The organism is Halalkaliarchaeum sp. AArc-CO (assembly GCF_024972735.1).
GTDB lineage: Archaea > Halobacteriota > Halobacteria > Halobacteriales > Haloferacaceae > Halalkaliarchaeum.
This window is the reverse complement of record NZ_CP087723.1, coordinates 676,825-689,636: the sequence shown is the minus strand read 5'-3', so window position 1 is coordinate 689,636 and position 12,812 is coordinate 676,825. Positions and strand designations below refer to the sequence as shown.

Below are 12,812 nucleotides of genomic sequence, written 5' to 3'. Positions count from 1 at the left end.
CGCCGGTGTCCGGCGGCGCTGGCAACGTAACTGAGGGCTTAAAAGAGTGCGAGCGTCTGTGCGATCAGCCCGCCGAGAAGGAAGGAAACCCCCATCGTCAACACGAGGACGACGGCGGCGATCCGGATGTCGAACTCCTCTGCGACGGTGGCGAACACCGCGATGCAGGGGACGTAAAACAGGCCGACGATCGCGCCGACGAACAGCTGTCCCGTCGAGAGATCCATCTCGAGCAACGGCAACACCGTCAGTTCGCGCCTGACGATGCCCAACATCAGCGGCGTCGCCGCCTCCTCCGGCAAGAGGAGCCAGCCGACGACGAGTGGACGAAGATACTCGCCAATGAGTTCCAGGACGCCCAGCTCGTACAAAAGCGACGCCGCCCCGATCGCGTAGATCATGTGGATCGCGCCGCCGAACAGGTAGTGTTTCAGCCGCATCCAGACCTTCTTCATCGTGATGTGGGCCTTCGGGATCAAAAGCGGCGGGACGTCGGCGACCGTCGGACTCCGGTCCCCTTCGAGAACCCGATCGAGGACGACTCCGGCCGTGGCGAGCGCGAGAAACGACACGAAAAACACCGCAATCACGAGGAAGATCGTTGCCTCGGCGAGCAACGCGATGAACGCCCCGGTCTGGGCCACGCAGGGCACCGCGAGACAGATCATGAGCGTGATCGAGAGCCGCTGTTTGTACGTCTCGGCCGCCCGGGTACCGGTGATCCCGGGGATCGCACAGCCGTAGCCCAAAAGCAGAGGGACCACGTTGCTCCCCGTCAATCCGATCCGGGCAAACAATCCGTCGAGCAGCACCGCAAGCCGTGGGAGGTAACCGCTGTCCTCCAGCAGGCTCAATGCGATGTAAAACGAGATCACGTACGGCATCACGAGCGCGAACGGCCACTCGATCCCCTTTATCAGAAAGCCGTATTCGCCGATCAGTACAGATCTGAACATCCCCGGTTCCGTGACCGATCGCACCGCGCGTTCGATCACCGGAAACACCAGTCTCTCGAAAAACGGGACGAGGAGATACTGACGCATTCCCATCCCGACCCCGACGACAATCGCGAACGTTCCCACGAGCACCAGGAGCGCAACGGGCAGGCCCGGCCACGGTTCGACGAGCCTGTCACCCCACCGCTGTAACCGCCCTTCGGGGAGGGGTTCACCGGACGATTCGTCGACGATCGCACTCTCCGCGAGTGTCTCGGCACGATCCCAGGTTGCCTCGTCCGTTCCGGGAGCGGTCGGGTTCCGGAGCGTGCCGGCCACGGCGTCGACGAGTTCTTCGAACCCTTTTCCGATCGTCGCGACTGTGGGGATCACGGGAACCGACAGCTCTCGAGCGAGCACCTCCGGCCTGAGCGTTCTCCCTTCCTCCAGCAGGTCGACGCGGTTGACCGCAACGACGGTCGGCACGTCGTGTTCGAGCACCTGCAACAGGAGATGTAAGCTACTCTCGAGATTTGCCGCATCGAGCACGCAGACGACGGCGTCACAGCCGCCCTCAAGGATGTCGACGGCCAGCTGTTCGGCCTCGTTGGTCGCCGCGAGCGAGTACGTCCCCGGGACGTCGATCAGGGTCGCCTCCTCGCCTCTGAACGTGGCTGTCCCCCGCTTGTACTCGACAGTCGTACCGGGATAGTTCGCGATCCCCGCGTCGAGCCCGGTCAGCGCATTGAACAGGACGCTCTTTCCGACGTTCGGTGGGCCGATCAGCGCGACGCGGGTGGATGCGGAGTCGGCCGTTTCCTCGACCGTCCCCTCACGACGGGACATCGAGATTCGGGTTCGAATCGTGGTCCGTCTCCTCGCGTTCGACCCGGATGTTGTCGGCGAGTGTTCGGTCGATCGCGACCCGGCGGCCGTCTGCTTCCACGATCAACGGCCCCCCGAACAGCTGTCGTCCTCGAACCCGGACCGAATTCCCGGGTCGGACGCCGAGCGGCGACAACAGGTCGTGATCCGGAACGCCGCTGACGACGGCGTGTTCCCCGTCGTCCAGCGACTCGAGTGTGGGGCCCTCCGGCGCCGTCGGGGTGTCGGCCGATCCGCCGGACGATCCGCCGGCCGATCCGCCGCGAGCAACAGTTCCCCCGTCGGCAGCAGCTGCCGGAGACGCCTCCGTATCCGCGGTCGGTTGCGACGCCGGACAGTCCGGCGCGTCCGAACAGCCGACACAGTCGGTGGGGTCGTTGCAGACGACCACGCTTTCCTTGCCGAACCGGTGGGTAATCGTCTCCGAGGAGACGTCTCCCGACGGCGCCTCGGCGTCTGGAAACAACGTACTGGCCCAGTCCCGCGGCCGGCGATAGACGAGCGTCTGTCCCGCATGGAGCTGTGACATGGTTTCGGTGACGATCTCCGCCTTCGGGTGGACGTGAAACGCCATCCAGATCACGTCGAAGGAGACAGTCTCGAGCGTCCGGCCGTCGCCCACAGCGAGGTCGATCTTTTCGGAGAGTCCCCGGCTCTCGACCGCCCGGCGGGCGGCGTCGATCGCGTCGGGGTCGTTGTCAATCGCGAGGACGTCGTAGCCGTGTTCGGCCAACGCCATCGCGGTCATCGGCAACGGGCCACAGCCGACCTGGAGCACCGACGCGTCGTCGTCGGGCCCGACGAGGCCCAGTTCCCGCTCGATGACGTCCTGGTAGAATAGCCGACGGTAGAGGTTTCCGAACGTACACGACACCCGGTCCAGCCGTTCGAGACGTTTCAACACGCCCGCACTCGCGGCTACCGCACTGGAACCGGACTCGACGCCCCCAGTCGCTGCGTCGTCGCGCTCTCGTTGTCCGTCTGTATTCGTCACGGAGGATCGACCTGTATCCGTATCTTTAGGCCCTCCTAAATTAAATGCGGGAGCGGGTTCCCACTGCGTGAAAACAGCGACGATCGACCGGAGTTCACTCCCGAAAACGAGCGGTACCGACCGGAAGTTCCAGTCCATCCGGTGAGAGCCGGTGATCCGAGGACACCAGCCACGCCGCCGCCGCTGCAGACAACAAAAGCGGAAACCAGAACACGACGACACGCGAGAGTATCGCGACTGTGAACCCTTCCGAAAACGTGGCACCCCCAGCCAGAAAGATCACCGCCAGTGTCCCTTCGAACGTTCCGGTCCCACCGGGAGAAAGCGGTGCGATACTGACGAGATACGCGAGAATCGTCCCAACTGCCGCGACCTCGAACCCGACGTCGATCCCCAGCATCAGCGCCACCAGATGTATTTTGACTGGGTACAGTCCCCAGACGAAAAACGAGACCAGAAACAGCCACCGACGATCGGCAGCGGTCAGCAGGGATCCGGCATTCGAAAGGGCCCGCCGAAGAAATCCCGTCGCTCCATCGATCGATCGCCGTATCCGCCGAGGGAGCAGACGTTCCATCGTTCCCACGGTCGACCTGACCCGCGATCCAGACAGTGGCGAACGTCCGACCGGCAGATCGGCCGTCGATCCTCGATGGAGGGCGACAGTCAACACCGTCGCCGACAACGCAACGACCAGCAGTCCCAGCGAGGCGGTCGTAGAAACCGTCACGTCCGTCCGTATCCCGGCGAAACCGGCAATCCCCACACACAACAGGAAGAACGGAACCAGTGAGACGTACTTGTGCACCACCAACGCCGAGGAAACCTCGTCGTATCCGGCGCCGGTCAGCCGACGGAACAGGTACACTTTCGCGGCTTCGCCGCCGAGTTTCGAGGAGGGAGTAACGCTCTCGACGAACCCCCCAGCGAGGTTCACGGCGAGGACCTCGGAAAACGGAAGCGGGATCTCCGCGCGCCGGAGCACGTAGTGCCACTGGTAGGCGATGAGCCCGAGTGTGACGAGTTGCAACGCGAGGAGCCCGAGAAGCATCCCGGGAGAGAACCTGCCCAGTACAGTCCGGACCTCCGACCATCCTGCGATCCACAGCAACCCGATCAGGGTCGCAAATCCGATCACCCACAGCGCGATCTTCCGCTTCATTCCGTCCGGAACAGGAGCGATCGATCGAACGTTACCATCCAGTGTGAAACAGCGTCAGCCGGCGACGGTGAGGTGTCTCTCGAAGGAGCGATGAACGTCGACGAGCAGCCACCGTCGCACGCGACGTCTCGCGATTCCGTGGTCACCGGATCGTAATCGGCCGAGAACGCGGGCCGCGGCTGACGGACGACTACTCGGCTCGGGGTGCCCTGCGTCCGTCGGTACCGATCGACGATATCGTCTTTCGGTTCCGCCTGCAAGGCGACAATAGCCACCGAACAGGGTTCCGGAAGCTGGGTGCCGTCACCGACGACCTCCCTGCCGTCCCCCACGACGACCTCGACGTCGTCGGCGACGCCGGCACGTGCGAGGTTTCGGCGCGCCTCCCGAACCACGCTCTGGTCGTGATCGAGCGCGTACACGGTCGCCCCGGACCGTTTCGCGAGTAGTGCAGCCGTAAATGGCATCGCACCACAACCGACATTGAGAACTACATCGTCCTCGTCGATTTCCGCTAGTTCGATCTCCCGGTCGACGACCGAACGGTACAGACGAGTGTAGAGATCAAACAGCCGCGGAGCGACCGAACACGACTTCTCCAGCCTCGCGACAGTGTTCCCGAGCCGGCCCATACGTATGATTTAGGCCACCCTAAACATAAAAGGAGTCACCGGTTCTTACATCATGAAAACGAGAGGCAATTCGCATCGGTCGTGCTCGCGCTTGACCGATTTTTCCCTGGAGTTACTGTTTTCGAGTATGGTGACCGCGAGCGAATCGATCGAGATCGAGGCTCCGATCGAACAGGTGTTCGAGTACCTCGATGATCCCCACAACCACGCCGAGGTGACGCCGAGCCTCTCGTCGGTGCGGAACGTGGAACCCCTGGAAACCGGGGGCAAACGACTCGAGTTCACCTATTGAATGGCCGGGATCGGAATCGACGGCGAACTCGTTCAGACCGTCCACGACCCCCCGAGGCGGTTGCGGTTCGACATGCGAGGCAAACTCGACAGGGAAATCGATCTGGAACTCGCGAAGACGGGAGGGGGTACGCGGGTGACCTACGCCGGGACCTACGAGATTCCCGGGCGGGTTCTCTCGTCGGTTGCTGAGCCGTTCGTTCGCCGGTACAACGAACGCGAACTACAGACGACGCTGGAGGATCTTAAAAGCCGTCTGGAGACCGACGAGCGCTGAGGCCATCACGGGGGGGCTGCAATTTTGTATAGCGGTTATTCGTTTATCACCCCGACGCGGCGGGCTTTTATCCGCGGCGCACGCATCCCAACACATGGTACAGAACGTCGCCGGGCTGATGCCGGAGCTCGAGACGGAGGACTTCTATCTCCTTTCCGGTATCGAGCAGGGGATGCGGTTTTCCGAATGGGTACGGCGCGACAAGCTCCCGGAGTATGCCGACCTGACGCCCGAGGAAGTCGAGTACCGTCTGGATCGATGCATGCGGCGAGAGCTGATCGAACGGAAGACCATCCAGTACGAGGGGTATCGACTGAAATTCGAAGGGTACGACGCGCTTGCGCTCCGGACGTTCGCCGAACGCGAGACAGTCACAGACGTCGGCGCCCCGCTCGGCGTCGGCAAGGAGTCGGACGTCTACGAGGCACGTTCGTTCGAACCGCTAGCGCTAAAATTCCACCGCGAGGGGTACACCAACTTCCGGGCGGTCAGAAAAGAACGGGAGTACACCGCCGACCGAAATCACGTCTCCTGGCTGTATACCGCACGGAAGGCCGCCGAGCGGGAGTACGAAGTGCTCGAATCCCTCTATCCGGACGTCTCGGTCCCACGGCCGATCGATCAGAACCGGCATGCGATCGTAATGGGGAAGTTCGAGGGCGTCGAGCTTCCTCGATCGAAACTCCCGTCGGATCAGGTCCTCGGAGTGATCGATCTCGTTTTTGAAGAGCTGACGACCGCCTACGAACTGGGGTTCATCCACGCCGACATGAGCGAATACAACGTGGCGATCTCCGAATCCGGGATTGTCATCTTCGACTGGCCCCAGGCGGTGTCGACTGACCACGACAACGCGCGCGAACTACTCCTCAGGGACGCAAAGAACGTGATCGGCTACTTCCGCCGGAAGTATCCCCGAGACGTCCCCGATTCCCTCGAAATCGACGGTCTCTGTGACGCTATCGCCGACGGATCGTTTTCGAGTGTGCGAGAATTCGCAGCTGAATAAACCACATAATGCGATAGTAAATCGGGGCTCCGGCGTGATAGCTGCCGACGAGGAAACTGTACTGAGAGGCCGGCTCGACCGTCTGGGACTACGGTCATTCTGATCGACACACATGCCGAGCGCGGTATCGGGTCCGTCCGACGGAAGTATCCGAGAAACGAAACCCCGATTTGCTCTAAACCGACGGAGTCTGTGAAGCTATCGTCGACGGCCTGGTTGTTACTGCTTTAAAAACCGTGGCTTAATAAACCACATAGTGCGATAACAAATCATCCTAACCACGACTGGAAATACTCTCCAGTGGCTGATGCAAAGCAAACGACACGGTACGGTAGTAGCATGACGAGAACGGAGTTACTCGAGTATGTCCTGGAGGTCGGGGTGGTCACGAAGATGTGCATGCGTCTCGGGGAGTCCGTTCTTGAAGATGTCGTACCGAAGTTTTTGCCACTGCTCATGTCGGACGATAACTAACAGTGGGATTTTGGAGACATCCAATATTTTTGCAAGACAAAGACGGTGTTGGCCCGATTCGTTATTGAATATTAGCTCACCATGCCGACCGATATTTACAGTGACCTCATGGAAGATGTCTTCATTCCGATGGTCATCTCTCGCTTCATCCTGGGTCTTATATCCGTTTTCTTTTATATCTTGATATAGAAAATCGATATAATCTGTTCGATTTTCAAGAAAGCCGTCTTTGGTACTGTAACCGTACGTTTTGTATCCCCTTTCAATACGGTTCAAGCACAACTGTATGAATTCTGTATTTTCCCAGTCTTCACCGTGTTCATACACCGACCGAAGGGAACGGAACAGGTCATGGTTTTCCCACTCCCGCTTGTGCCGATCCCAGTCCCCACCAACAATTTTCCCGAGGTTAAACCGCCCGCTAAATCGGGCCTGTTCAGTCTGATGGAACTCTTTTATGTCATCCTCCAACTCTTCGCCGAGATGGAAGTCTGTGTTATCACTATTCAACAAATAATATTCCACATCTTTCGGGTTCGCGTATATAAGACGATATGGGTCCGGATAACTCTCCCCCCATTTCCTCTGGAGGTAATATTTTTCCACTGATAATAAAGAATCACGGATCCAGTGAGACACAAACCTGTTTGACGCTGTTGCAAGTTCAACAAACCCCCCATCCAGGAGGAGTTCGAAAGCTCGCTTGACGTTTCCAGTTTGCATATCAATCGATTTAAAGTATTAGAAAATCATAGTTAAACGCATCATAGCGCATATTATCAGATTCACTTCCCGGAAAATCCGGTTCTCGAGCACTCTGTTTGCGTATGCAATCGCTGTCGGACCGGCGTTATCTCCTTCAATCAAACTAGTTACTCGATTATAATAGTAGCGTGGCGAAATCCCTGATTACGTGAACAAACCCGTTTAAAACACCCATAAATAGCAATAGTTAGAGCCTGTCATAGAATCCATCTCATAGCTTCTCACAGCCCGGATTGTTTCCTCGCTCGTAGTTGGTGATGGCCACGACGAGTCGGAGACACAGCGCAAGGAACACTTCTGTCCGTGCGTGGACGCGGCCTCGGGCGCAGACCTGCCCGAGGCCGCAGTCCTTGACTGCGTCGTTGGTTCGTTCGACTCCTGTCCGGTTGTTGTACGTCTCCTCCAAGATGGACTGTTTCATAGTGTTTAAGGAAGATATTTACCGATAGACGTAGTAGAGTGGGTAATGGGTCGGCTCGACGAGGTTTCGCTTGAGGAACTCTACGAACTCAAAGAGGAGATTGATCAGGGAAAGCCGCGAGAACGTGTTCTCGCGGCGATCGGGCGCAAGCAGGGCGACCAACTCGATACGTTGGCTGAGCGGCATGGCGTCGTTGAGAAAACGATCCGCAACTGGCTCGATCGGTTCGAGGAAGAACCGATCGAGCAAGCTCCCTACGACGCTCCTCGACCGGGGGGTCCAGCAAAGATCGAGGGAGAAGAACGCCAACAGCTGTTCGAACAGTTGCAACAGCCGCCAACCGAACTCGGCTACGACCAACAAGCGTGGTCAGCGAAGCTCTTGCTTCATCACGTCAAAGAGGAGTATGACGTCGAATACCACGAGAACTACGCCTACGAGTTGTTGAGAGAGGCCGGGCTGTCCTTGCGGACAGCACGGCCTCAACACCACGAGGCTGACCCCGAGGAGAAGGCCGAGTTCCAGGAGACAGTCGAAAAAAACGGCCCGAACTGAGCGAGAAAACCGTCGTTGTCGTCGATCAATTCACCAAACACGTCGGAACTGTCCAGCGGCGTGGCTGGTACCCAATCGGTTCAGATCCGACGATAGAGACGTCAACGTCCTGGGAGTCGGTGACAGTGCTGGGCGCTGTCACCGACGACGGTGACAGCTTCTACTGCTGGACAGAGGAGAACTTGACCAGATTCCACGGGATTCGGTTGTTAGAGGCATTGAAAGACAAGTTTGGCGAGGAGTTAGTGGTGTTTCTGGATCGAGCGGGCTACTTCTACGCGAGGGATCTCTGGGAACACGTGAGCGGAAAGCGCGAGACCGAAACTGTCGGAGACAGTTCGGTCTCGTGCGTGCGCGGTGACGATCTCGAAGTGTGGTACTTCCCATCGAAACTCCCCGAATTGAACGCTGTCGAAGGGTGCTGGGACCAACTGCAGGAGTGGTTCAAGTACCGCCTTATGCCAGATCTCTTGACGCTGAAAGACTACATTCCGCGAGGACTGAGCGCGATCACCGAACCGAACATCTGGCCGTATCTTACCGGTAAAGATTCGAACTAAACACTATCAGCTGCACGTCCTCGCTGTGTTCCTCGATTCGGTCTTCGATCCTGTACTCGATGTCTTTCGGGTCGTCAGTGTTTCGCGGATTGTATGGAGCGATTGGCACGACCCCTGCGGCCAGCAGGTGGTCGTGCCAATCGAGGATGTCGTAGGCGCTGTCTCCCAGCATCCAGACCGGTGTATCGACGGCGAGCGCGTCACGCGTGACGCGCATCGCCGTCTCCTGATCCGCTTGTTTGGCCTGTGTGAACTCCGCTGCTATCGGGATCTTTGAACCGGTTGAAACGATCGTACAGCCGAAGCCGTAGTAGTATTCCTCAGCTGTTGGATCGTAATTCCACGAGGCAGCGTCGTTGTGTTGGATCGCTTCAACGTGGGTCGAATCGATGGAGTACGTGGAGTCGAGCAGGCCGCGGGCGGCGGCCTGCTCGACGAGTCTGTCGAAGACATCGTCAATAACGTGTTCGAGGTCGGTGAGAAAGCGATCAACCGTGTCTCTGGATGGCGGTTTGTCGAGTCCGCAGTAGTACCAGACAAGGCCGTTCTGAAGTTCTCGTGTCACCGGACGTGTGCCGTAGACATCCTCGTAGTAGCAGTGCAAAAAGCCGCGAAAGAGATCAGGTGGCTCGTGAACTCGTGTTCGCCCCCGGCGAGCGGGGGCGAACACGTCGTACTCCAGCAGAAACTCGAACTCAAGATGGTCGAACAGCGATACCGTCTCGGTAGCCGCGACATTCAAGAAGTCGTCTACCGAAGCTACGTCTTGCAGGGCTGTGCTGGTGTTGGACACACTTCGCGCACCCTGCCGCTTCGTACGTGACGCTTTCTATGACAGGCTCATAGTTATCGAATACAGACTATTCAGAAGTAACTCAAAATTAACTTTGATGGCCGACCGCAACTGATCAATCGTGGGGCTGAAGATATCGGTAATTATACCGACGTATTATCGAAATGATTTGGTTTGCGAGGCCATCGAAAGCGTCCTCCAGCAGGATTACGATCCGATCGAACTGATTGTCGTCGATGATTCCGGCACGGGACACGCAAAAACAGTGTTAGACAAATACGACCAGGTCAAGGCCATCATTGGGAAGGAAAACAGAGGCTGGGGGGGTGCGTATACTACAGGGATCAAAGCCTCAACTGGCGAGTATATTCAGTTGCTAGACGACGACGACTATCTCTTGGAAGGGAAGTTGTCGAAAACGGCAGAGTTGTTGGACAATGATCCGGAGATTGGTGTCGCGTACTGTGGACTGGATATGGACGTTCGAGAACCCAGGTTCCCGGATCCTGAAGTGTCAGGAGACGTGTTAGAACGAGCGTTACGGTTCAAAATGTTCCCCTGCTGTACAATCACGATGTTGATTGAACGAGAAGTGCTCCTGGATACGTTGCCATTGGCGACCTACGGGGACGACCTCGATTTGATGATTGAACTTGCCCAGCGGACGAAATTCGATTACGTCGACGAGTGTCTAGCATTTTACCGGAGAGAAACAAGTTCCAAGTGGGTTTCGCTAAAAAAATTCGAGGAAACAAAACGGATCATTCGCCACCAAAGCGATATTTATGACCAGTATCCAGGGATTCGACGGGCAGTCCTCGCTGAACTGTATGAAAAGGAAGGACAGGCCAGAATACGGAAGTATCGATGGTCACTGAACGCGTTTCTTTGTTTCCTCAAAGCCACCTATTACTCCGACGACAATAAACTCAGATGTGGCGGACAGGCTGTTGCCTCCCTGTTCGGCCGGTTTGGATGGGATACTGCCAGGCGTCTGCGAAATCATATCTCTTTAAATACACGAACGGACAACAGGAGTTAAGCTCTGCGATACGAGGTCACCATTTTACTATATATTCATAAAGTAATAGTTATCTGATATAATCTCGTTTCTGCGTTCATCTGGTACAGAAATGAGAGATGAAAAAGCAGAATGGGTCCTTTCCGGGCATTCGTCACTCGACGACGTAGCCTGAAAATTCAGTTCATTTATCAGCAATACCAACGTTTTCCGATCCGCAGCAACATCCGACCGATCGACGACACACGAAATTTCAATCGCGACGGTTCGACGCCGCCGCTGATTCTCGGGATGAGGTGTGGATCCGTGGTTCGCCCGATCGGTTCGTCAAGACCGTCGCCCCGAACGCCAATACTGTACGTGCGTTCAATGATCTCCTGCGTTCGGTTGTCCCAGGCGTAGTACGGATAAGCGAACTGGTCGATAGCCACTCCAAATTCCGACTCGAGGATTCGTTTGGACTCGACGAGTTCTTCTTCGAGTCGGTCAGGATCGTCGATCTCGGGGAGTTCTGGATGTGTCCACGTGTGGCCGCCGATTTCGATCAAGGGATCGTCCACGAGTTCGTCGAGCGTGTCACGCGTCATCAGTTTCTCCGGCGTTTCGAGGCGATCGGTGACGATTCGGTCTAAATCGATCGACTCGTGTGGTTCGATTACCGATGCGAGGACGAAGACGGTCGCTGGAACGGAGTGTTCGGCGAGTACTGGGAGAGCGTTCCGGTAGAACGATGCCAGCCCGTCATCAAAGGTGACGGCAACGTGTCTGTTATCGAGTTTCTCCCCCGCCACGACATCGGAAAGCGGGACGATGTCGTAGTAGTTATCGAGCCACTCGATCTGTGTCCTGAAATCCGAGACCGATATGTTGTCAAACCCTCCATCGACGCCGATGGAGTGATACGCCAAGACTACAGGGGAAGACTGCGGCGCACGCGTGGTGAGGGCCGTTCGCTCGTTGAACGATATCGCGAGGGATCGAAGGTCCATTAGTACTGAAAACAAATTCCGACAGTTTCAGTAGTCACGTCTTATCCGTATCGAGGCGGTGCAATCGACGCCGACGGAAGCTGCCACCCCTAAGAGATGACAGACAGTCGCTTCGGTCATCAGCGCGTCGTCCTGAAAGCCGCCGAGAGCATGACCGTCAGAGTATTACCCATGACCCTTGATCATGCCCCGAGACAGCTGTCAATCCCCGCCTCCAGAACGTCCCGGTCCGGGACTGAAACGACCCCTGCCAGGCCAGCTCCCTCGGTGCGCTCGGCGAGCTTGAGGGGACGACAATCCTGACCGGTTTCCCAGCCAGCTTGCACTAACTGATTACAGTATACCCTCAGCGACATCTTCCATATGTATACCGCAGTTCAATATGATACTAGTTCGTGCACCCTGGATCCGGTTCGGTCCTTTGATCACAAACCAGTTGAACTGATCGCACAAAGTGAGGATACCCATCTCATAGTGTTACTCGTCGATTTCACCTCGTTTTTCAATTTTCCTCGCAGGCACTCCCACAACGGTGACCCCATCGGGCACATCATCCAAGACCACAGCATTTGCCCCTACTACTGCCTCTTCTCCAACCCGCACACCGCCGATTACCACTGCTCCAGTATGTATTTCAGCACCGTCACAGATTGTTGGACAGCCCCCATCCTTCATACCGATTGTTACGTTTTGGCCTATCCGTACGTCGTGTCCGATCTCTGCACAACTGGCAATTGTAATACCGACAGGATGGGGAATGAATGTCGAAATTGGCAACTGAGTATGTTCAATATCACATGCAAGCCGCAATCTCGGTTCTCTGAATCGAAGGACGTTTAGAAGATTAAAATAGATAAGCACCTCACGGGCAGCTTGTTTGAGCCCATCCCTCCGCCACATCTCGTAGAATGTGCGTAGTTTCGAATACATGCGCTAATTCCCACCACGACCGCGTTTTACTCACCGAGCTACAAAACGTATTGTGAGACTATGACATAGTTAGTCTGCTGCTTTCCTCTACTTGTTCGAACAATTACCAATGGTAATGT

The 12,812-nt window shown here is 57.0% G+C and carries 11 protein-coding genes and 3 pseudogenes; 5 read left to right on the top strand and 9 right to left on the bottom strand.

Annotated features, from left to right (window positions below; all coding sequences use genetic code 11):
* Nucleotides 1-38 precede the first annotated feature (38 nt).
* From AArcCO_RS04125 to AArcCO_RS04110, 4 genes are all read right to left on the bottom strand, one after another.
* Entirely contained in the window at nucleotides 39-1,781 is a 1,743-nt protein-coding gene (locus AArcCO_RS04125) for a FeoB small GTPase domain-containing protein (protein ID WP_259535173.1), read from the bottom strand.
* Nucleotides 1,768-2,814, bottom strand: coding sequence for a nicotianamine synthase family protein (locus AArcCO_RS04120; protein WP_259535172.1), 1,047 nt, complete (start codon nucleotides 2,812-2,814; stop codon nucleotides 1,768-1,770). Before AArcCO_RS04120 ends, AArcCO_RS04125 begins: the two co-directional genes overlap by 14 nt.
* 94 nt (nucleotides 2,815-2,908) lie before the next feature.
* Complete coding sequence (locus AArcCO_RS04115; protein WP_259535171.1) at nucleotides 2,909-3,976, bottom strand: lysylphosphatidylglycerol synthase transmembrane domain-containing protein; 1,068 nt, start codon at nucleotides 3,974-3,976, stop codon at nucleotides 2,909-2,911.
* On the bottom strand, nucleotides 3,973-4,608 hold the full coding sequence (locus AArcCO_RS04110; RefSeq protein WP_259535170.1) for a methyltransferase domain-containing protein: 636 nt from the start codon (nucleotides 4,606-4,608) through the stop codon (nucleotides 3,973-3,975). The genes AArcCO_RS04115 and AArcCO_RS04110 overlap by 4 nt, the downstream gene beginning before the upstream one ends.
* Before the next feature lie 52 nt (nucleotides 4,609-4,660).
* Here AArcCO_RS04110 and AArcCO_RS15935 point away from each other — a divergent pair.
* Nucleotides 4,661-5,176 (top strand): annotated as a pseudogene (locus AArcCO_RS15935) (SRPBCC family protein).
* 94 nt (nucleotides 5,177-5,270) lie between these two features.
* Nucleotides 5,271-6,185: a serine/threonine-protein kinase RIO2 gene (locus AArcCO_RS04100; protein WP_259535169.1), complete on the top strand. Its 915-nt coding sequence runs from the start codon at nucleotides 5,271-5,273 to the stop codon at nucleotides 6,183-6,185.
* Between the two features lie 354 nt (nucleotides 6,186-6,539).
* Here the strand turns inward: AArcCO_RS04100 and AArcCO_RS04095 are convergent, their stop codons facing one another.
* Both AArcCO_RS04095 and AArcCO_RS04090 read right to left on the bottom strand, forming a co-directional pair.
* Nucleotides 6,540-7,382, bottom strand: coding sequence for a hypothetical protein (locus AArcCO_RS04095; protein ID WP_259535168.1), 843 nt, complete (start codon nucleotides 7,380-7,382; stop codon nucleotides 6,540-6,542).
* Nucleotides 7,383-7,635: 253 nt separating this feature from the next.
* Nucleotides 7,636-7,845: pseudogene (locus AArcCO_RS04090) on the bottom strand (transposase); the annotation flags it as partial.
* A 45-nt stretch (nucleotides 7,846-7,890) separates the two neighbouring features.
* Here AArcCO_RS04090 and AArcCO_RS04085 point away from each other — a divergent pair.
* Together AArcCO_RS04085 and AArcCO_RS04080 are read left to right on the top strand one after the other, a co-directional pair.
* Nucleotides 7,891-8,400, top strand: a complete 510-nt coding sequence (locus tag AArcCO_RS04085; protein WP_259533994.1) for an IS630 family transposase — start codon at nucleotides 7,891-7,893, stop codon at nucleotides 8,398-8,400.
* Nucleotides 8,397-8,960 carry a transposase gene (locus AArcCO_RS04080; RefSeq protein WP_259536448.1) on the top strand — a complete coding sequence of 188 codons (564 nt, stop codon included), beginning with the start codon at nucleotides 8,397-8,399 and terminating at the stop codon, nucleotides 8,958-8,960. The genes AArcCO_RS04085 and AArcCO_RS04080 overlap by 4 nt, the downstream gene beginning before the upstream one ends.
* Before the next feature lie 7 nt (nucleotides 8,961-8,967).
* Here AArcCO_RS04080 and AArcCO_RS04075 read toward each other — a convergent pair.
* Nucleotides 8,968-9,753, bottom strand: a pseudogene (locus AArcCO_RS04075) (transposase); the annotation flags it as partial.
* Between the two features lie 121 nt (nucleotides 9,754-9,874).
* Between AArcCO_RS04075 and AArcCO_RS04070 the strand changes: the two are divergent.
* Nucleotides 9,875-10,795: a glycosyltransferase family 2 protein gene (locus AArcCO_RS04070; RefSeq protein WP_259535167.1), complete on the top strand. Its 921-nt coding sequence runs from the start codon at nucleotides 9,875-9,877 to the stop codon at nucleotides 10,793-10,795.
* Nucleotides 10,796-10,965: 170 nt separating this feature from the next.
* On the opposite strand, the gene AArcCO_RS04065 is transcribed toward AArcCO_RS04070, so the two are convergent.
* Nucleotides 10,966-11,763, bottom strand: coding sequence for a polysaccharide deacetylase family protein (locus AArcCO_RS04065; protein ID WP_259535166.1), 798 nt, complete (start codon nucleotides 11,761-11,763; stop codon nucleotides 10,966-10,968).
* A 477-nt stretch (nucleotides 11,764-12,240) separates the two neighbouring features.
* Nucleotides 12,241-12,693, bottom strand: coding sequence for a serine O-acetyltransferase (locus tag AArcCO_RS04060; RefSeq protein ID WP_259535165.1), 453 nt, complete (start codon nucleotides 12,691-12,693; stop codon nucleotides 12,241-12,243).
* Nucleotides 12,694-12,812: the final 119 nt, after the last annotated feature.